Source organism: Rhodococcus sp. 21391, from assembly GCF_016772255.1.
GTDB classification, from domain to species: domain Bacteria; phylum Actinomycetota; class Actinomycetes; order Mycobacteriales; family Mycobacteriaceae; genus Rhodococcus_F; species Rhodococcus_F opacus.
The window spans coordinates 6,145,032-6,162,901 of sequence record NZ_CP063781.1; the positions used below are offsets into that span (position 1 = coordinate 6,145,032).

Consider the following 17,870-nt stretch of genomic DNA (forward strand, 5'->3'; position numbering starts at 1 on the left):
CGAAGCAGTCCTGCACGGTGGCGGCACCGAATTACCTCTGAGGCCCGAGATGATCGAGCCGGAGGGATTGACACACCATGACCGACAACTCTCGCGGCCCACGATTACGCAGTCCACTGCGCGGACCGTGGCTGACCTCGGTATTCGGCCTCGTCCTGCTCATCGGACTTCCGGTCGTCATCGTCACGGGACTGCTCTCGTACATCGCGTACGGTCCGCAGTTCGGGCAGGCCCGTCCCGGCGACGTCGGGTGGTTGCACCTTCCGTACTTCGCGTGGCCCACCCGGCCGTCGTGGTTGTACCGGCTCACCCAGGGGCTGCACGTCGGGCTCGGACTGATCCTGGTGCCGATCGTGCTCGCCAAGCTGTGGTCGGTGATCCCCAAACTGTTCGTGTTTCCGCCGGTGCGGTCGCCGGCGCAGGCGCTCGAACGTCTGTCGCTGATCGCCCTGGTGGGCGGTGCGCTGTTCGAGATCATCACCGGGGTCCTGAACATTCAATACGACTACATCTTCGGCTTCGACTTCTACACGGCGCACTACTGGGGCGCGTGGGTCTTCATTGCCGGGTTCGTGACGCACACGATCCTGAAGGTGCCGTTGATGGTGAGGTCGCTGCGTTCCCGGTCGTTCCGGGAAGTGCTGCGCACGTCCCGCGCGGACACGCGCCCCGAACCGCCGGACGAGAACGGCCTCGTGGCCGAAGACCCCACCCCGCCCACGATCAGCCGCCGCGGCGCCCTCGCCCTGGTCGGTGGCGGCGCCGCCCTGGTCGCCGTCCTGTCGGTCGGGCAGACCACCGGCGGGTTCCTGCGCAGCGCCGCGCTACTCCTCCCCCGCGGCCGCTCGTACGGCGACGGTCCCAACGACTTTCAGATCAACCGCACCGCCGCGGCCGCGCAGATCACCCCGGAGCAGATCGGCGACACCTGGCGGCTCTCGGTGACGGGTGGCGCGGAACCCGTGCAGCTGAGCCGAAGTCAACTGCGCGCGATGCCGCCGCACACCGCGTCCCTTCCGATCGCGTGCGTCGAAGGATGGTCCACCACCGAGACGTGGACGGGCGTACGACTGCGTGACCTCGCGGACGCCGCCGGGGTGACGGCGTTCACGTCGGCGAAGGTGACGTCGCTGGAACGGTCCGGGGCGTTCAACCAGGCGGTACTGACGTCCGATCAGGTGCGCGACGCCGACGCCCTGCTCGCCCTCGAGGTCAACGGCGCGGACCTGTCCCTCGACCACGGCTACCCCGCCCGGATCATCGTTCCCGCCCTGCCCGGCGTCCACAACACCAAATGGGTGCAGGCCATCGAATTCCGGGAGGCGTGAGATGCGCCGATTTGCCCGCTTCTACGGAGCCAACCCGCTGCATTTGCTGGCGGTGCTGTTCACGTTCGCCCTCGCCGGCTATGCGGTGGCGGTGGTCGGTCCGCAGAATCTGTGGAATCAGGACGTGTGGTGGAAGTCGATCGCCGTGTGGTTCCTCGGCGCCGTGATCGCCCACGACCTCGTGCTGTTCCCTCTGTACGCGCTCGCGGACCGGTCCCTGACGTCCGGGCTGAACGCGTTGCGGGGCAGGAGAACGTCACGACCGCAGACGGTTTCGGCGCTCAACTATATTCGCGTACCGGCGCTCGCGTCCGGGCTGACGCTGCTGCTGTTCCTGCCGGGAATCATCGAGCAGGGTGCCGACGCGTATCTCGCTGCGACGGGGCTGACGCAGGAACCGTTCCTCGACCGCTGGCTGCTGCTCACCGCAACGTTCTTCGCGGTGTCCGCCGTCGCGTACGCCACCCGACTCGCGCTGTCCCGCAAGGACGGTGACACGGTGAGCGGCTCATGAGGAGAGCCGACGTGTCCACGGACCTTCTGATGCGGCGCGCGTCGGCGGGACTCCCGTGCTGGGTGCGCGACGTACGGGGAACGCGTCGCCCCCTGCCGGTGGGCCGGTGGATGGGCGGGGATGCATCCTCCCTCTCCGATCGGATCGCGGACCGGGTGATGCTCACCGGCTGTCACGGCGCCACCGTGGATCTCGGCTGCGGACCGGGGCGCCTCACCGCGGCGCTCGTGTCGGCCGGCGTCGCGGCTCTGGGCGTCGATTCGTCCTTCACGGCAGTGCAACTCACGATCCGCCGCGGTGGACTCGCGCTGCACCGGGACATCTTCGCGCCGCTTCCACGGTCCGGGCACTGGGACCGGGTGCTGCTCGCCGACGGCAACATCGGCATCGGCGGAGAGCCGGTGCGGATACTGCGTCGCGCGCGAGAATTGTTGCAACCATACGGAATTGTGATCGCCGAGGTGGATCCGCCGACCACGACAGGAGTTCGTCACGAACTACTGCGCTGGGAGACGGAGCATCTCGCCGGCGAGTGGTTCGCCTGGGCGAGTGTGAGTGTCGCCGCGATGTCCGGGGTCGCACGCGCCGCCGGACTGAGCGTGATCGATGTTCTGCAGCACGCCAATCGGTACTTCGTGCGGATGGAATGGGCGTAAGAACTCCCATCCGACGGCGAAGTCGCACCGAATACCTAGTGAACATCCACCCACCACCCCTTCCTCCGGAAAGGTTGTTTGATCATCATGTCGAACTATCGAAAAGCACTCGTAGCAGCGGCCATCGGCGCCCTCGCCCTGACCCCGCTCGCGGCGTGCTCGAGCAACGATTCGAATGCGTCGTCGAATGTGAGCGCAGCAGCAGCCACGCAACCCGAACCCGTCGCCCAGGTCGACAACCTGACCGGGGTGAGTACCGCTGTCGCACTGGATTCAGGCTTCACCGGAGCCCTGACGACGCTCGGCCTCACTCCCGGAGTGGTGGGTACGGCGGCCCTCGCCGACGGATCGGTCAGCTTTCCGATCACCGGCGGCAACGTCAAGTACTGGGAGCCGGGCACGGTCGATCCCTACGTACAGGGCGAGATCATGCACGACGGCAGTGGATTGTCGCTGGCGGCACCCGGCACCGTCGTCGAACTCACCGATTTCGCGATCGACCCGGGCACGTCGCTGCTCACCGGCGACGTGAGCGTCAACGGTGCGCCCGCGGCCGCCGATGCGGTGCTGTTCGATCTCAACGGCCGCACGTTGAAGCCGCTGCAGACAGGACCGAACGACACCGCGATCCTGCAGGGTACCGAGGTCAAGATCTCGGAGGACGCGGCCGGACTGCTGAACGAGACATTTAAGACCGACGCCGTGAAGCCGGGGCTGCTGGTCGGAATCGCCACCATCACGATCGCGACCAAGTGACCGTCTGCCCCCGAACGGCACCTCGGATGCGCCGGCCGTCACCAGTTCGTGAACAGAAGATGGTTGACGGCCAGCGCACCGGCGGCCTGCACCGCGAGCCAGAACCGATGGCTTCCGCGCGGCAGGAGTGCGGGGGCGGCGAGAAGCCACACTGCGAACGGCAACCAGATCCGCTCGGTCTCCGCCTTGCTCAACGCGCTCAGGTCGGCGATCACCACCGCCAGCAGCGCGGAGAGTACGAGGAGGGGAACCGGCGACAGCGCCCGCACCCGCGACCAGGCGAACGCCCGGGGCAGCGCGGCGGGCACCGCCAACCCCACCGCGCAGACGAGCGACGCGAAGTTGGCCCAGCCCCAGTAGGCGAAGGGACGATCCGACGCGATGCCCTGGTAATACCGTTCCTGCACCAGTTGGTAGCCGTCGAACCACCAGAATCCGTACCGCGTGAACACAGCCGCCACCGCGAGCGCACCGACCAGCGCGCCGACCAGCGGGCGGGCCGTGCGCGCGATCACCAGGACGGCGACCGCCGGAATCGCCATCAGCGTGAGCCCGTAACTGAGGTAGACACCGAACCCGAGCAGCACGCCCGCCGCCACCGCGACGAGGGCGGGGACCGGGACGGCCCGAGTCGCCGACAGGGCCAGCAGGGCGATCCCCCACGCCACCACACCGGCGAACAGTGCGTCCGCCGACACCGCCACCCAGATCGCGGCGGGTGCGAGGACGAGGAATGGGGCCGCGCGGCGGGCCATGGCCTCGTCGCCGAGCGCACGGATGGCGACGATCACCGCGGCCCCGGCGCTGGATCCGACCGCGACGCACAGCGCGGACGCCCAGGCACCGCCGTCGAGTCCGATCCGGTCGAGCCAGACGAACGTCAGGAGCGCACCGGGCGGATGGCCGGACACGTGGGTGGTCCACGAATCGGCCTGCAGGTCCAGGATCCGCCCCGCGAAACCGCGCAGCGTCGCGGGGATGTCCGTGACACGAGGGACCTCGTGGAGATACTCGTCGGTGGAGGTCAGGCGCCCGGCGAAGCCGCGCTGCCAGCCGTCGACCAGCGCGAGCGCCATCGACCACAGGGCGGAAACGAGCCACACTCCCACCGTGAGGCGACGCCACGCCAGCGTCTGTGCCAGGCCCGGCCCCCACATCACGACCGCCGCCGCGACGGCGACGGCGACCGGCGTCCCCCACCCGAAGTGCACGTCGCGGAACCCGAACAGCGGCGCGGCGTCCGCGAAGTCCCGCACGCTCTCCGCGGTGCGGTTGACGATGGGGGTGATGGTCTCGTTTCCCAGGCGCGGGACGACGAACGCGACCACCACCAGGATCAGGGCGAGCGCGGCGCCCACGACGTCGCGGTACGGAAAATTCCGCTCCTCGGCGCGCTGCGGGGATCCGATGACGTCATCTCCTTCGGCGAAAGTCGCACTCGCGCCCAGCATAACGACGCAGGATTGACTGCATGACCGCAATGAGTGCACGCGAACCGGCCCGCGCGGACGTCGCCGTGATCGGCGGGAGCGGCTTCTACTCGTTCTTCGACGAGGACGCCGCGGAAGTCACGATCGACACTCCGTACGGCCGCCCCAGCGCCCCGATCACGGTCGGCGACGTGGAGGGCAGGCAGGTGGCGTTCCTCCCCCGCCACGGCGCCCGGCACGAATTCGCGCCCCACACCATCCCCTACCGCGCCAACCTGTGGGCGCTGCGCACGCTGGGCGTGCGGCAGGTGTTCGCCCCCTGCGCCGCCGGCAGCCTCACCCCGGACCTCGGACCGGGCTCGATGGTCGTGCCCGACCAGTTGGTCGATCGCACCAGCGGGCGCACCCAGACGTACTTCGACGGAGGCGGCGTGCACGTGCAGTTCGCCGACCCGTACTGCTCGGACCTGCGCAAGGCCGCCGCCCGGCCGGGCACCGTGGAGGGCGGTGTGCTGGTGGTGGTCGAGGGACCGCGCTTCTCGACCAGGGCGGAGAGCCTGTGGTTCGCCCGGCAGGGCTGGACCCTCGTCAACATGACGGGCCACCCCGAGGCGGTCCTCGCCCGAGAACTCGAGATGTGCTACGCCACCATCGCTTTGGTCACCGACCTCGATGCGGGGATCGAGGCCGGCGGCGGTGTACGCGCCGTAGACGTGTTCACCGAGTTCCAGCGCAATCTCGGGTCGCTGAAGAAGCTGGTGCGGTCCGCGATCGCCGCCGCGCCCGAGGGCGCCTGCGAAGCCTGCCGCGTCCACGAGGGTGTGACACTGCCGATCGAGCTGCCATGACGGGAACACGCGTACTGCTCACGGGTGCGGCCGGATTCATCGGCAGTCACGTCCGCGCCGCGCTGACCGGAGCCGGCCACGACGTCGTGGCCGTGGATGCGCTGCTCCCCTCCGCGCACGGTGCCGACGTCGAGCCGCCGGACGGTGTGCGACGCGCCGACGTCCGCGACCTTCCCGCTCTGATCGAACTGCTGCGGGGTGTGGACGTCGTGTGCCATCAGGCGGCCGTCGTCGGTGCCGGTGTGGATGTGAGCGATGCCCCGGCCTACGCCAGCCACAACGATCTCGGCACCGCGACGTTGCTCGCCGCGATGCACGAGTCGGGTTGCGAGAAGCTGATACTCGCGTCGTCGATGGTCGTCTACGGAGAAGGCCGGTACCGCAACGGGCGCGGCGAGTTCGTGGAACCGGCCGCCCGCCGGGAGAAGGACCTGGCAGCGGGGATCTTCGACGAGACGGATCCCGATACCGGAGAGCGCCTGAGGTGGGCACTCGTGGAGGAGAACTCGCCACTGCGGCCGCGGAGTCTCTACGCCGCAGGCAAGGTCGCGCAGGAGAACTATGCGCTCGCCTGGGCACTGGCCACCGGCGGTTCCGTGACCGCTCTGCGCTATCACAACGTGTACGGCGAGCGCATGCCGCGCAACACCCCGTACTCCGGCGTGGCCGCGATGTTCCGTTCCGCCCTCGAGAACGGCGACCCACCGCACGTGTTCGAGGACGGCAGGCAGACGCGGGATTTCGTGCACGTCCACGACGTCGCGGCGGCGAACGTGGCCGCGGTCGAGGCGGCGCTGACCGGATTCTCGGCGTTCAATGTGTGCTCGGGACAACCGATCACGATCGGCGAGGTGGCCGCGACGCTCGCGCGTTCGTACGGTGGCCCCGAACCCGTCGTCACCGGCGAGTACCGTCCCGGCGACGTGCGGCACATCGTCGCCGACCCCCGGCTGGCCCGGGAGCGGCTGGGGTTCCGGGCGCGGATCATGCCCGCCGAGGGGATCGCGGCGTTCGCGCACGCACCCCTGAGGGACGCGGCGCCGGCGGGACCTCCCCGTGTCTGAGCGCTCACCGATCCGTGCACGGGACGTCACCGTCGTGATCCCGTGCATGAACGAGGCCGGTTCCCTGCCCGGAGTGCTGGCCGCGGTGCCCCGCGACTACCGGACGGTGGTGGTGGACAACAACTCCACCGACGACACGGCCGCCGTCGCCGGCGCGCACGGTGCGTCGGTGGTGCGGGAGCAGGTCCCGGGATACGGTTCGGCCGTGCACGCCGGGGTGCTGGCGGCGCGAACACCGGTGGTCTGCGTGCTGGACGGCGACGGCTCGATGGACCCGGGTGAACTCCCCCGGCTGGTCGCCGCGCTGGACTCGGGAGCCGATCTCGCCGTGGGGCGGCGGCGGGCCGATCGGCGCGGGACGTGGCCGCTGCACAGCAGGATCGGCAACGCCGTCCTCGCCGCACGACTCCGGCGCCGGTACGGCCTGCCGATCCACGACCTCGGGGCGATGAGAGCCGTGCGCAGACAGGACCTCCTCGAGTTGGGCGTCGACGACCGCAGGTCGGGCTACCCGCTGCAGCTACTGGTGCTCGCCGGCCGCGCCCACTGGCGGGTCGTGGAGCGTGACATCACGTACCACCCGCGCACCGCCGGCGCGTCGAAGGTGTCGGGTTCGCTGAAGGGCACCGTCGTCGCCGTCCACGACTTCTGGAAGGTGATCGGGTGACTCTCGACGTATCGGTGCTCGTGGTCGCGAAGGCGCCGGTGCCCGGGTTCGCGAAGACCCGGCTCGCGCGGGACGTCGGCGACGCCCGGGCCGCCGACCTCGCCGCCGCCTCACTGCTGGACACCCTGGACGCCGTCACCGGTGCGGGTGCCGCGCGGCGGGTGGTGGCGATGACCGGCGACCTCGGCCGGGCGGTCCGGGGCACCGACATCACGTCGGCGCTCGACCGTTTCACGGTGCTGCCGCAACGGGGTGAGGATTTCGCGGAGCGATTGGTGAACGCCCACACCGACACGTTCGACGCGTTCGGCCTGCCGGTCCTCCAGATCGGCACGGACACACCGCAGGTGACGGCGGGACTGCTCGCGGAATCGGCGGACCTGCTCACCGAGAGGAAGGGCCGATGCGTCCTCGGACTCGCGGAGGACGGCGGGTGGTGGATCCTCGGAGTGCCCGACGCCGTGGCGGCGGAGGCGATCCGCCTGGTTCCCACGTCGAGTCCGGACACCGGACGCCTCACCCGGGAGGCGCTCCTCGCGGCGGGCGCCGAGGTGCTGTCGCTGCCGACGCTCCGCGACGTCGACTACGCGGCCGACGTCGCCCCGGTCGCCGCCCTCTGTCCGGAGTCCAGCCGCTTCCGCCGTGAGTACTTATTAACCACGGGAGGTTGATAAGTACTCACGGGGCGTTGATGCGGGCAAGTGCGAGGCAGAGAGGTTCGGTGGGATCGAGTTCGATCCGATGGCTGGCCGGGGTCGCGTCGACGATCTTCGAGTCCGTGTCCGCCGAAGTCTCCGACGTCCGGTTCACCGCCCGCGCCGCGGTCGGGATCATGGTCTCGACCACCGACCTGTGGCTCGAGTCGTCGAAAGACTCCGGAAAGCCGGACACCGGGTACTTCGTCGGCCAGCCGGTCGGTGAGGTCGCGCTCGACGTCGAGGGACAGGGCTGATCCCGCGCCGTCCTGTTTCAGCTCGCCGTCTGCCAGGAAGCGGAAGACGTTCGGGTGCTCGGCGACTACTTCGGCGTAGCCGGTGATGGCATGGTTCAGCGCCTCGTGCGGTGTGGTGAGCAGGGAGCAGGAAGTCGAACTTGGGCGCCACCAGCTTGTAGACGTCGTGGGTGGTGCGGTCGGCGATGGTCTTACCAACCTGTCGCTGGTCAAGAGCAACTCCGTCGGCGCATTCGCCGGACAGTATTCGCAAGTGGCGTCGAACCTGCGGGACATGATCGTCCAGTACCAGGCCACGTCGTCCGCCCAGATCGTGCAGGCCGGGCTGGCCAGCGGCGATCAGGACGCCGCCGAAGTCCTGGTGTTCCTCGACCAGACGGTCACCACGAGGGCGGCGGCTGGAAACTGGCGAATGTCCAACTGCTGTAACGCACCGTAACTTCCATGCCACCTGACCCCTCCGTCCCCGCGCGTACCATCGGAGTGGATGTCGGAGAGAATGACACGCCATCCGTCCACCGTGGCCGACTGGAGCAACGATCGCCGCAAGGCGCGTCTGCACGCGACACGGCTCGGTCACCAGTGGCAGAAATTCGGTCGCACCCGGCGCCTCCTCGCCGCGATCGCGCTCGGGACCGTCCCCCTGCTCCTGGCCGGCGGCCAGTACTGGGTTCACGACGTGCAACCCGAACGCGAGCGACTCGCACTCACCCAGCCACAGATCCACGAGGTGTACGACGCGCAGTCGCCCGCAGACCACGACACCGCCGTCGTCGACCTGGTCGGGCTGGGCAACAAGGATGCCACCGACACGGCCCGCACCCTGTCCTCGTACGACCGCATCGGGCGGGTATGGGCGGTCCAGTACGACAACGGCGGCATCGACACCAAGGTGATCAGCGAACTGATCGCCACCCGCGCGGCCGACGAGGGCATCGACAACATCGTCCTGTCCGGGCACAGCATGGGCGGCGTCGTCGCGCTGGAGGTCGCGCAGCACATCTACGAGGACACGGACGCCAACCTCATCGGAGTGGTACTCGACTGCACCCCGGTGGACCTGCACGCCGTCCGGGCCGGGAGCCGCGACAGCGGCGAGGACATGCTGCGGTGGATCGGCTGGCTCCCCGGCGCGCGGGAGAGCCGGACGCTGCGCCTGCTGGTGGAGACCGCGGCCCGGCAGAGCAGGTTCCTCGACACGAAGTCGGACTGGTATCCGCACGTCGACGTCGACGAATTCCGCGACGTCGTCGACGAGGTCCTCACCGAGAAGGTCCTGTCGGAGGACGTGGCGAGCAACGGGCTGATCGAATCGCAGTTCAAGACCATCGTCGCGTCCGGTGCGATCGACAACCTGCAGTCGCTGGCGGTGGAGACGGACGACAAGCCGCGGCCCGGGATCGTCTTCGTGCGTCCCCGCGCGGGGTGGAAGGACCAGGTGGTCGACGTCGACTACACGCAGAAGATCCTCGTCGAACAGTCCGGCGGGACCGACGGCGCGCTGCTGGTGGCGAAGCTCGACGGGACCGGCCACGCGAATCCGAATCAGCAACCGGTCGCGTACAACGAGGCGATCGTAGGCCGCATCCTGCCTTTCCTCCAGCCCATGTTCGACGAGGTGTCGGTCACCAGCGACGCCGCGGGCGGCCGGCGGTGACGGCCCGGCCGGGCCATACCGTCGTGCGGGATTCCCACGCCCGCGCCAGCAGGACCGCCAGGCCCAGGTACGCCCATCCCACCAGCACGTCCACCACGTAGTGCTCGCCGCCGTAAACCAATACGAACGCCATGGCGAGCGGGTAGGCGACCAGCAGCGCCCGCGACCACAGGTTCTTCGTGAACGGCCAGAGAGCGACGGCCACGAGCAGGGCGAACGCCGCGTGCAGGGACGGCAGCGCGGCGACGGGGTTGCTCTGCGCCTCCAGCCACCGTGTGCTGACATCCGTGGGGACCACACCGAATCCGAAACCGGCGACGCGGCCCACGCTGCCCGAGATCACGTCCCCCTCGGCGGCCAGCCACGGCGGAACGGATGGAAGCAGGATGTAGGTGACCAGGCCGAGATACGACAACAACAGCACCCGCCGCATGTACCCCGACCACAGGTCGCGCGAGTACACGTAGAAGACGGCCGCGACGACCCACGGAACGATGAAGTGGCTGGTGTAGACGATTCCCGTGAGCAGAGTCCACCCCGGCAGCTCACCCGTCGGGGACAGCAGATTCTCCTGCAACCACACCGTGGGGATCGTGCCGCCGAACAGCCAGGTCTCCACGGACACCAGTTCCTCCGCCCGCACCGGCATCCCGAGTTCGTGGGCAAACCCCCGGCTGAGGTCGTACACGACGAGAGCGGCGATGAGCGGCAACCAGTCCCGCACGACGCGCAGATGGTCCTGCCACGGCCGATCTATCGTGAAGGCGACGAGGCCGGCGACGATCCACGTCGCCTGGTAGATGCGGTCGGTGGGGAGCCCCAGCGTGTAGATCGTGACGGCCAGCGCGAGCAGGTACGCACACCACACCGCGCGCCGGAACCGCACTCGTCGCCAGGAGGCACCCGGCGTCCCCGGCGGCAGCGTGTTCGCGGGTGAGGACCGCTCGTCCGACCAGTCATCCACGCGCACAATGCTATCGCCCGTGAGTACTTATTAACCGCCCTTGGTTAATAAGTACTCACGGGCGCAGCATCACCGTGCCTGCCTGCCCCGGCAGCGAAGCGTGCGGCACCCTCGACCGTTCCGTTGGCCAGAGAGATTGCACCGTGCCGGAATTCGTTCAGCAGGGCCTGATCCTCGGTGAGCCCCGACTGCTCGAGCAGCGACAACCGGTCCTGCCGCAGGCACACCTGAGGCAGACCGGCGATCTCGGCGGCCAGCTGCCGAGCCGCGGTGAGGGCCTCCCCGGCCGCGACCTTCCGGTTGATCAGCCCGATGCTCAGGGCTTCGTCGGCGTCGACGGGCCGGCCGGTGAGGACGAGGTCCATCGCGCGACTCTCCCCGATGAGCCTCGGCAGGCGGACGGTTCCGCCGTCGATGAGCGGCACGCCCCAGCGGCGGCAGAACACTCCGAGGACGGCGTCCGCGCCAGCGACCCGCAGGTCGGCCCACAGCGCCAGTTCGAGCCCGCCTGCCACCGCGTGCCCGTCGATCGCGGCGATCACCGGTTTGGACAACCGCATCCGGGAGATCCCCATCGGGGCGTCACCGTCGGGTGCGACCCGGTTCCCGTTCCCGGAACTGATCGACTTGAGATCCGCTCCCGCACAGAATGTTCCACCCTCACCGTGGAGCACCGCGATGGACGCGTCCTCGTCCGCGTCGAATGCGCGGAAGGCGTGGGCGAGCGCGTCGGCGGTGGGCCGGTCGACGGCATTGCGGACTTCGGGCCGGTTCAGGCTGATGGTCGTGACCGGGCCGTCCTTGCGGACGAGTACCACGTCGGAAGTCATCGAGTGCGCCTTTCCTCGCTGGTGCAGCCGACGCTAGCACTCTTGACGGAAGAACGGAACGGGTGTTCACTCCTTGAATATGGCCTACCGGCGCACACCCGCCGTCCAGGAACGCCTGGACGCGCTCCGCACCACCCTCATCGATTCCGCGATCGGGCTGATCGCCCGCCACGGATACGCCGGGTGCTCGATCTCCGCGGTCGCGGCCGAGGCAGGGGTCGGCACCGGCACCGTCTACCGGCACTTCGCGAACAAGGGCGAACTGTTCGCGGACGTCTTCCGCATCGTCTGCAGTCGCGAGGTGAGCGCCGCCGTCGAATCCGGCAACGCCGCCCGGGGCGCCGAGGGCCGCTGCGTCGCCGCGGTATCCGCCTCCGTCGGCACGTTCGCCGAACGCGCGCTGCGCGCACCCACCCTGGCCTACGCGCTGCTCGTCGAACCCGTCGACCCGCAGGTCGACACCGAACGCCTCCTGTTCCGCGAGTCGTTCCGCAACGCCCTCGCGGTCGCGATCGCCGCCGCTGTCGAGGCCGGGGAGATCCCGGAACAGGACGCGTCGGTGACCGCCGCCTGCATCGTCGGCGCCATCGGTGAAGCGCTGATTCTGCCCCTGGCCCGCGGTGCCGCCGACGGCGCGATCATCCCCGCCCTGCTCACCTTCACCCTTCGATCCCTCGGGAGCCCGACATGAGTGCCACACACGAGGTCGTCAACCAGGTGCCGCCGCTGATCAACTTCGACGCGGCCGATTACGCACCGATCCTCGACGTGCTGCAACGCGAGGGCGCCCACGACGCGCTCGAGGAACTACACGACGTCGGCCGCCTCGCCGGCAGCGAGGAGGCGCAGCGCTGGGGCGATCTCGCCGAGGCGCACCCTCCCCTCCTGCGCACCCACGACCGCTACGGCAACCGCATCGACGAGGTGGAGTACGACCCCGCGTACCACCAATTGATGACTACTGCCGTCGAGATGGGCCTGCACGGCGCGCCGTGGGCCGACCCCAACCCGCGCGCCCACCTGGTCCGGGCCGCGAAGATGGCGGTGTGGGGCCAGGTCGACGCCGGTCACGGCTGCCCGATCTCCATGACGTACGCCGTCGTCCCCGCCCTGCGCCACAACCGTGAGCTGGCGGAACAGTACGAACCGTTGCTCACCGCCCGGGTCTACGATCCGGCGCTGCACCCTCCACTGACGAAGGCCGGGCTGATCGCCGGGATGTCGATGACGGAGAAGCAGGGCGGCTCCGACGTCCGCGCGGGCACCACCCGCGCCGTGCCGCAGTCCGACGGCAGTTACGTCCTGACCGGGCACAAGTGGTTCACGTCGGCGCCGATGTCCGACGTGTTCCTCGTGCTGGCGCAGGCCCCCGGCGGACTGTCGTGTTTCTTCCTCCCCCGGGTGTTGCCGGACGGCACCCGCAACCGGATGCACCTGCAGCGACTCAAGGACAAACTCGGCAACCATTCCAACGCCAGCAGCGAGGTCGAGTACGACGAGGCCGTGGCGTGGCTGGTCGGCGAGGAAGGCCGCGGCGTGCGGACGATCATCGAGATGGTCAACATGACCCGCCTCGACTGCACCATCGGCACGGCCACCGGCATGCGTGCCGGCACCGCACAGGCCGCGCACCACGCCGTGCACCGCAGCGCATTCGGCGCTCACCTGGTGGATCAGCCGCTGATGCGGAACGTGCTCGCCGACCTCGCCGTCGAGTCGGAGGCGGCCACGACCGTCGCCCTGTGGCTGGCCGCGCTCACCGACCGCGCGACCGCGGGCGACGAGCACGCGAACACCCTGCGTCGCATCTCGCTGGCGGTCAGCAAGTACTTCGTCTGCAAACGCGGCCCGATCCACGCCGCCGAGGCCCTGGAATGCCTGGGCGGCAACGGGTACGTGGAGGAATCACGGATGCCGCGACTGTACCGGGAGGCTCCCCTGCTGTCGGTGTGGGAAGGCTCCGGCAACGTCGCCGCCCTGGACACCCTGCGTGCGATGGCGAAACAGCCGGAGACACTTCAGGTCTTCTTCGACGAACTCGATTCCACCGCGGGAGCCGACGCGCGACTCGACGCCGCCGTCGCGGATCTGAAGGCAAGTTTCGGCGACGTCGACACGCTCGAGCACCGGGCGCGGCGGGTCGTCGGCGACATGGCGCTCGCCCTGCAGGGTTCGCTGCTGATCCGCCACGGGCATCCGGCGGTGGCCGACGCGTTCTGCGTCAGCCGGCTGTCCGGCGACTGGGGCACCGTGTTCGGGACGCTGCCGACCGGCGTCGACACCGCCGCCATCATCGACCGCGCCACACCCAAGGTGGGGTCGTGACCGGCCACGACGAACACGCCGGCACCCGTCCGGCGGCCTGGCGCGACGGCTGGGACGAGGGCGACGACTCCCTGTTCGCGGGTCGAGAACCGGATCGGCCGGACGCCCCGGCGGAGTATCGGACCCTCACCTACGAGGTGACCGGACGCATCGCCCGGATCACGTTCAACCGTCCCGACCACGGCAACGCGATCACCACCGACACTCCTCTGGAGCTCGCCGCCACCGTGGAACGCGCCGACCTCGATCCCCGCGTCCACGTGATCCTGCTGGCGGGGCGCGGAAAGGGATTCTGCGGCGGATACGACCTGGGCATCTTCGCCGAACACGGCGGCCACCCCGGCGAGGGGCCGGACCGCACGACGGGCACCGTGCTCGATCCGATCGTGCAGGCGCGCAACCACAATCCGTTCGGCAACTGGGATCCGATGGCCGACTACGCGATGATGAGCCGGTTCAACCGCGGCTTCGCGAGCCTGCTCCACGCGAACAAGCCGACGGTCGCGAAGATCCACGGATTCTGCGTGGCCGGCGGCACCGACATCGCGCTGTACTGCGACCAGATCGTCGCCGCGGACGACACGAAGATCGGCTATCCCCCGACCCGGGTGTGGGGTGTGCCTGCCGCGGGCATGTGGGCGCACCGCCTCGGCGACCAGCGGGCGAAGCGACTCCTCCTCACCGGCGACTGCATCACGGGACGGCAGGCTGCCGAGTGGGGTCTCGCGGTGGAGTCGGCGCCTGCGGAGGAACTCGACCGGCGCACCGAGGACCTCGTCGAGCGGATCGCGAGGATGCCCGTCAATCAGCTGATGATGGTGAAACTCGCACTGAACAGCGCGCTGCTGGCGCAGGGCGTCGCGAATTCGACGATGGTGAGCACCGTCTTCGACGGCATGTCCCGGCACACCCGCGAGGGATATGCGTTCCAATTACGCTCGGCCACAGCCGGATTCCGTGAGGCCGTCCGCGAACGCGACGAGCCGTTCGGCGATCACAAGTCGCAGCAGTCGCAGCCGGGATCCTGATCCGCGGCGCGAGCACCGGCCGGCGCGGGGCAGCAGGTGTCGCCCTTCCACGCGTCGACGCCTTCCTTCACCGCGATGACCGCGATCACCAGGCCGGCGATCGGATCGGCCCACGACCAGCCGAGGGTGCTGTTGAGCAGCAACCCGACCAGCAGCACCGCGGACAGGTACGTGCACAACAGGGTCTGCTTGGAATCCGCCACCGCAGACAGGGAACCGAGTTCACGACCGGCCCGCCGCTGCGCCCACGACAGGACCGGCATCACGACCAGACTCGCTGCGGCCAGCACGATTCCGACCGTCGAGTGCTGCGCTTCGCCGACCCCCAGCAGTGACCGCACCGCGTCGACGCTCACGTACGCGGCGAGCCCGAAGAACGAGAACGCGATGACGCGCAGCGCGACCTTCTCCCGCGACTCGGGATCGCGTCCCGCGAACTGCCACGCGACCGCGGCCGCCGACGACACCTCGATCACCGAATCCAGGCCGAACCCGATCAACGCCGTCGACGACACCCGCGCACCCTCGGTGAGTGCCACGATCGCTTCGATCACGTTGTAGGTGATCGTCGCGGCCACGAAGAACCTGATCCGGCGGGACAGGACCTGCCTGCGTTCGCCGGACGGCCTGGTGGGCATGCCGGGTTCGGACGCCATCAGCAACAGCCTTCGGTCTCCGCGTCCGGGCAGCAGGACGGATCGACCGCGAGCACCAGGCCGAGCAGGTCGTCGAGGGCACGTCCGATCCGCGGGTCGGCGAGTTCGTACCGGCTCCACCTTCCCTCCGGCACCGCGGCGACCAGACCGCAGCCACGCAGGCACGACAGATGATTCGACAGGATCTGTCGGGACACCCCGATCTTCTCGGCCAACTCCGACGGATACCCGGGCCCGGACCGCAGGCTCAGCAGAATCTGTGTGCGGGTGGTGTCCGACAGCGCGTACCCGAAACGCGCGAGGGCGTCCCGGTGGACCCGTGTCTCCATGGGTCTGACCGTACATCGATTTCTGTATTCAGGAAATCGTGAATCAACGGTCGAGACTCACGGCTCGGCGTGCTCCGACGCGGCGGCGGCACGGGCCATGAGGAGGTTCCGTTCACGGTGGGTGGGTGCGGTCGCCGCGGCGTCCTCGAGCGTCCGGGCCGCCTCGTCGTAACGACCGAGGCGTTCGAGGACTTCGCCCCGCACGGCGCCGTAGAGGTGGTGGCGCGCCAGCCGAGGGTCGTCCCGTACGGCGTCGAGAGCAGCGAGCGCCGCCTCGGGTCCGTCCGAATGCAGCAACGCCACCGCACGATTGAGTTCCACCACCGGCGACGGCGCCACCTGCGCCAGCGCGTCGTACAGGGCGACGATCGCCTCCCAGTCGGTGGCCTCGAAACGTGGCGCCCGGGCATGACACCCGGCGATCGCGGCCTGCAGCGAGTAGGGGCCGAGCGGGCGGCCGAGCCCGACAGCCCGTTCCAGCGCGGCATTGCCGTGTGTCAGAAGGGTTCGGTCCCACCGCGACCGGTCCTGATCCTGCAGCAGGACCGGCTCACCGTCGGGACCCACCCGGGCGGCGAACCGTGACGCCTGCAACTCGGTGAGCGCCACCAGTCCGTGCACCTCCGGTTCCCGGGGCAGCAGGCCGGCGAGGACACGGGCGAGCCGCATCGCCTCCGACGCGAGGTCACGCCGAATCCAGTCCTCACCCGACGTGGCGGAGTACCCCTCGTTGAACACCAGATAGACCACCTCGAGCACCTCCGACAACCGTGCCGGAAGTTCCTCGCGTGCGGGCACTTCGAATGGGACCTTCGCCTCCGACAGCGTCCGCTTGGCCCTGCTGATCCGCTGCCCCATCGTCGCCGAGGGGACCAGGAACGCCCGCGCAATCTCGTCGGTGCGCAAACCCCCGACCAGTCGAAGGGTCAGTGCCACACGCGATTCCCGGGGAAGCACCGGATGACACGCCACGAAAACCAGAGCCAGCAGGTCGTCCTCCACGCCGTCGACGGCGTCCGGCGCGGGCAGGGCGCTCGGCGGTTGCGCGGACGGATCGACGGCGATCTCCGCATATTTCGACTGCCGCGACCGTTCACGGCGAATGCGATCGATCGCCTTGTGCTTGGCCGTGGCCGTCAGCCACGCACCCGGTTTGTCGGGAACGCCCTGCTCCGGCCACTGTTCGAGCGCGAGTACAAACGCGTCCTGAGCGATCTCCTCGGCGATCCCGATGTCACGGACGAGGCGGGTGAGCGACGCGATGAGGCGCGGCGACTCCATGCGCCACACCGCCTCGACCGTGCGCTGGACGTCCACCGGACTCAGCCGTTCGGGTGCTGCTCGCGGATCCGCGCCGCGAGTGCCTCTTCCTTCTCCCGCAGCTCCGGAGTGAACTCGTCCCCGAAGTCCTCCGACTCGAAGATCGGCCGCACCTCGATCAGCTGGCGCATTCCGGTGCCGGGGTCGGCGGGGCACTTCTTGACCCACTCGATCGCCTCTTCGAGGGATCGCACCTCCCAGATCCAGTAGCCCGCGATGATCTCCTTCGACTCGGTGAACGGGCCGTCGACCACCGACGTCGTGCCGCCCTCGAACACCACCCGCGCGCCTGCGCTGGTCGGCTTCAGACCCTGGCCGTCGAGCATGATGCCCGCGTTCACCAATTCCTCGTTGTACGCGCCCATCGCGGCCAGCATTTCCTCGGTCGGGGCGATCTTGTCTTCGTCGGCACCTGCACCCTCGATCATCACCATGACCCGCATGATTTCCTCCTCGATTGTGGTCGGTCCAGGCCTTCTTGCCGTGGACTCACACAGTACGTCGAACGGGCCACCACGGATTTCGACATTCACCCCGTGAGTACTT

21 protein-coding genes are annotated in these 17,870 nt (G+C 69.2%); 14 read left to right on the forward strand and 7 right to left on the reverse strand.

Going from position 1 to position 17,870, the window contains the following annotated elements:
- Nucleotides 1-77 precede the first annotated feature (77 nt).
- From GO592_RS28355 to GO592_RS28370, 4 genes are all read left to right on the forward strand, one after another.
- Complete coding sequence (locus tag GO592_RS28355) at nt 78-1,328, forward strand: molybdopterin-dependent oxidoreductase (protein WP_007298470.1); 1,251 nt, start codon at nt 78-80, stop codon at nt 1,326-1,328.
- A gap of 1 nt (nt 1,329) precedes the next feature.
- On the forward strand, nt 1,330-1,842 hold the full coding sequence (locus GO592_RS28360; RefSeq protein WP_007298469.1) for a hypothetical protein: 513 nt from the start codon (nt 1,330-1,332) through the stop codon (nt 1,840-1,842).
- Nucleotides 1,839-2,498 carry a class I SAM-dependent methyltransferase gene (locus tag GO592_RS28365; RefSeq protein ID WP_039951770.1) on the forward strand — a complete coding sequence of 220 codons (660 nt, stop codon included), beginning with the start codon at nt 1,839-1,841 and terminating at the stop codon, nt 2,496-2,498. Before GO592_RS28360 ends, GO592_RS28365 begins: the two co-directional genes overlap by 4 nt.
- A gap of 87 nt (nt 2,499-2,585) precedes the next feature.
- Nucleotides 2,586-3,254 (forward strand): hypothetical protein, encoded by a 669-nt coding sequence (locus GO592_RS28370; RefSeq protein ID WP_007298467.1) that lies wholly within the window; start codon nt 2,586-2,588, stop codon nt 3,252-3,254.
- A 38-nt stretch (nt 3,255-3,292) separates the two neighbouring features.
- Here the strand turns inward: GO592_RS28370 and GO592_RS28375 are convergent, their stop codons facing one another.
- Nucleotides 3,293-4,705: a hypothetical protein gene (locus tag GO592_RS28375; protein WP_007298466.1), complete on the reverse strand. Its 1,413-nt coding sequence runs from the start codon at nt 4,703-4,705 to the stop codon at nt 3,293-3,295.
- Nucleotides 4,706-4,725: 20 nt separating this feature from the next.
- On the opposite strand from GO592_RS28375, the gene GO592_RS28380 reads away from it, so the two are divergent.
- From GO592_RS28380 to GO592_RS28410, 7 genes are all read left to right on the forward strand, one after another.
- Nucleotides 4,726-5,532 (forward strand): S-methyl-5'-thioadenosine phosphorylase, encoded by an 807-nt coding sequence (locus GO592_RS28380; RefSeq protein WP_007298465.1) that lies wholly within the window; start codon nt 4,726-4,728, stop codon nt 5,530-5,532.
- The gene (locus GO592_RS28385) at nt 5,529-6,596 is read left to right on the forward strand and encodes an NAD-dependent epimerase/dehydratase family protein (protein WP_007298464.1); all 1,068 of its coding nucleotides are present in this window, start codon (nt 5,529-5,531) and stop codon (nt 6,594-6,596) included. The genes GO592_RS28380 and GO592_RS28385 overlap by 4 nt, the downstream gene beginning before the upstream one ends.
- Nucleotides 6,589-7,263 carry a glycosyltransferase family 2 protein gene (locus GO592_RS28390; protein WP_039951767.1) on the forward strand — a complete coding sequence of 225 codons (675 nt, stop codon included), beginning with the start codon at nt 6,589-6,591 and terminating at the stop codon, nt 7,261-7,263. Before GO592_RS28385 ends, GO592_RS28390 begins: the two co-directional genes overlap by 8 nt.
- Nucleotides 7,260-7,934: a TIGR04282 family arsenosugar biosynthesis glycosyltransferase gene (locus GO592_RS28395; protein WP_007298462.1), complete on the forward strand. Its 675-nt coding sequence runs from the start codon at nt 7,260-7,262 to the stop codon at nt 7,932-7,934. The genes GO592_RS28390 and GO592_RS28395 overlap by 4 nt, the downstream gene beginning before the upstream one ends.
- 50 nt (nt 7,935-7,984) lie before the next feature.
- The gene (locus GO592_RS28400) at nt 7,985-8,215 is read left to right on the forward strand and encodes a hypothetical protein (RefSeq protein ID WP_007298461.1); all 231 of its coding nucleotides are present in this window, start codon (nt 7,985-7,987) and stop codon (nt 8,213-8,215) included.
- 85 nt (nt 8,216-8,300) lie between these two features.
- The gene (locus GO592_RS28405) at nt 8,301-8,654 is read left to right on the forward strand and encodes a hypothetical protein (protein ID WP_157234267.1); all 354 of its coding nucleotides are present in this window, start codon (nt 8,301-8,303) and stop codon (nt 8,652-8,654) included.
- Between the two features lie 60 nt (nt 8,655-8,714).
- Nucleotides 8,715-9,872, forward strand: a complete 1,158-nt coding sequence (locus tag GO592_RS28410) for an alpha/beta fold hydrolase (RefSeq protein ID WP_007298459.1) — start codon at nt 8,715-8,717, stop codon at nt 9,870-9,872.
- Here GO592_RS28410 and GO592_RS28415 read toward each other — a convergent pair.
- Both GO592_RS28415 and GO592_RS28420 read right to left on the reverse strand, forming a co-directional pair.
- Nucleotides 9,841-10,740 carry a phosphatase PAP2 family protein gene (locus GO592_RS28415; protein WP_007298458.1) on the reverse strand — a complete coding sequence of 300 codons (900 nt, stop codon included), beginning with the start codon at nt 10,738-10,740 and terminating at the stop codon, nt 9,841-9,843. The genes GO592_RS28410 and GO592_RS28415 overlap by 32 nt on opposite strands.
- A 140-nt stretch (nt 10,741-10,880) precedes the next feature.
- Nucleotides 10,881-11,666 carry a crotonase/enoyl-CoA hydratase family protein gene (locus tag GO592_RS28420; RefSeq protein WP_007298457.1) on the reverse strand — a complete coding sequence of 262 codons (786 nt, stop codon included), beginning with the start codon at nt 11,664-11,666 and terminating at the stop codon, nt 10,881-10,883.
- Nucleotides 11,667-11,745: 79 nt separating this feature from the next.
- Between GO592_RS28420 and GO592_RS28425 the strand changes: the two genes are divergently transcribed.
- The 3 genes from GO592_RS28425 to GO592_RS28435 are packed head-to-tail and all read left to right on the forward strand — an operon-like array spanning nt 11,746 to nt 15,019.
- The gene (locus GO592_RS28425; protein ID WP_007298456.1) at nt 11,746-12,357 is read left to right on the forward strand and encodes a TetR/AcrR family transcriptional regulator; all 612 of its coding nucleotides are present in this window, start codon (nt 11,746-11,748) and stop codon (nt 12,355-12,357) included.
- The gene (locus GO592_RS28430; RefSeq protein ID WP_007298455.1) at nt 12,354-13,991 is read left to right on the forward strand and encodes an acyl-CoA dehydrogenase family protein; all 1,638 of its coding nucleotides are present in this window, start codon (nt 12,354-12,356) and stop codon (nt 13,989-13,991) included. The genes GO592_RS28425 and GO592_RS28430 overlap by 4 nt, the downstream gene beginning before the upstream one ends.
- Nucleotides 13,988-15,019: a crotonase/enoyl-CoA hydratase family protein gene (locus GO592_RS28435; RefSeq protein ID WP_007298454.1), complete on the forward strand. Its 1,032-nt coding sequence runs from the start codon at nt 13,988-13,990 to the stop codon at nt 15,017-15,019. The genes GO592_RS28430 and GO592_RS28435 overlap by 4 nt, the downstream gene beginning before the upstream one ends.
- Here GO592_RS28435 and GO592_RS28440 read toward each other — a convergent pair.
- From GO592_RS28440 to GO592_RS28455, 4 genes are read right to left on the reverse strand one after another with little or no spacing between them, the layout of a single operon-like run.
- Entirely contained in the window at nt 14,986-15,675 is a 690-nt protein-coding gene (locus GO592_RS28440; protein ID WP_007298453.1) for a cation diffusion facilitator family transporter, read from the reverse strand. The two genes, GO592_RS28435 and GO592_RS28440, sit on opposite strands and share 34 nt — an antisense overlap.
- On the reverse strand, nt 15,675-16,004 hold the full coding sequence (locus GO592_RS28445; protein WP_007298452.1) for an ArsR/SmtB family transcription factor: 330 nt from the start codon (nt 16,002-16,004) through the stop codon (nt 15,675-15,677). The genes GO592_RS28440 and GO592_RS28445 overlap by 1 nt, the downstream gene beginning before the upstream one ends.
- Before the next feature lie 57 nt (nt 16,005-16,061).
- Nucleotides 16,062-17,321: an RNA polymerase sigma factor gene (locus GO592_RS28450; protein WP_007298451.1), complete on the reverse strand. Its 1,260-nt coding sequence runs from the start codon at nt 17,319-17,321 to the stop codon at nt 16,062-16,064.
- 5 nt (nt 17,322-17,326) lie between these two features.
- Entirely contained in the window at nt 17,327-17,767 is a 441-nt protein-coding gene (locus GO592_RS28455; RefSeq protein ID WP_005253402.1) for a YciI family protein, read from the reverse strand.
- Between the last annotated feature and the right edge of the window lie 103 nt (nt 17,768-17,870).

Coding starts and splice junctions, on each gene's coding strand:
- GO592_RS28355 (WP_007298470.1), top strand. CDS start 78: ATGACCGACAACTCTCGCGGCCCACGATTACGCAGTCCACTGCGCGGA.
- GO592_RS28360 (WP_007298469.1), top strand. CDS start 1,330: ATGCGCCGATTTGCCCGCTTCTACGGAGCCAACCCGCTGCATTTGCTG.
- GO592_RS28365 (WP_039951770.1), top strand. CDS start 1,839: ATGAGGAGAGCCGACGTGTCCACGGACCTTCTGATGCGGCGCGCGTCG.
- GO592_RS28370 (WP_007298467.1), top strand. CDS start 2,586: ATGTCGAACTATCGAAAAGCACTCGTAGCAGCGGCCATCGGCGCCCTC.
- GO592_RS28375 (WP_007298466.1), bottom strand. CDS start 4,705: ATGCTGGGCGCGAGTGCGACTTTCGCCGAAGGAGATGACGTCATCGGA.
- GO592_RS28380 (WP_007298465.1), top strand. CDS start 4,726: ATGACCGCAATGAGTGCACGCGAACCGGCCCGCGCGGACGTCGCCGTG.
- GO592_RS28385 (WP_007298464.1), top strand. CDS start 5,529: ATGACGGGAACACGCGTACTGCTCACGGGTGCGGCCGGATTCATCGGC.
- GO592_RS28405 (WP_157234267.1), top strand. CDS start 8,301: ATGGCATGGTTCAGCGCCTCGTGCGGTGTGGTGAGCAGGGAGCAGGAA.
- GO592_RS28410 (WP_007298459.1), top strand. CDS start 8,715: ATGACACGCCATCCGTCCACCGTGGCCGACTGGAGCAACGATCGCCGC.
- GO592_RS28420 (WP_007298457.1), bottom strand. CDS start 11,666: ATGACTTCCGACGTGGTACTCGTCCGCAAGGACGGCCCGGTCACGACC.
- GO592_RS28425 (WP_007298456.1), top strand. CDS start 11,746: ATGGCCTACCGGCGCACACCCGCCGTCCAGGAACGCCTGGACGCGCTC.
- GO592_RS28430 (WP_007298455.1), top strand. CDS start 12,354: ATGAGTGCCACACACGAGGTCGTCAACCAGGTGCCGCCGCTGATCAAC.
- GO592_RS28440 (WP_007298453.1), bottom strand. CDS start 15,675: ATGGCGTCCGAACCCGGCATGCCCACCAGGCCGTCCGGCGAACGCAGG.
- GO592_RS28445 (WP_007298452.1), bottom strand. CDS start 16,004: ATGGAGACACGGGTCCACCGGGACGCCCTCGCGCGTTTCGGGTACGCG.
- GO592_RS28455 (WP_005253402.1), bottom strand. CDS start 17,767: ATGCGGGTCATGGTGATGATCGAGGGTGCAGGTGCCGACGAAGACAAG.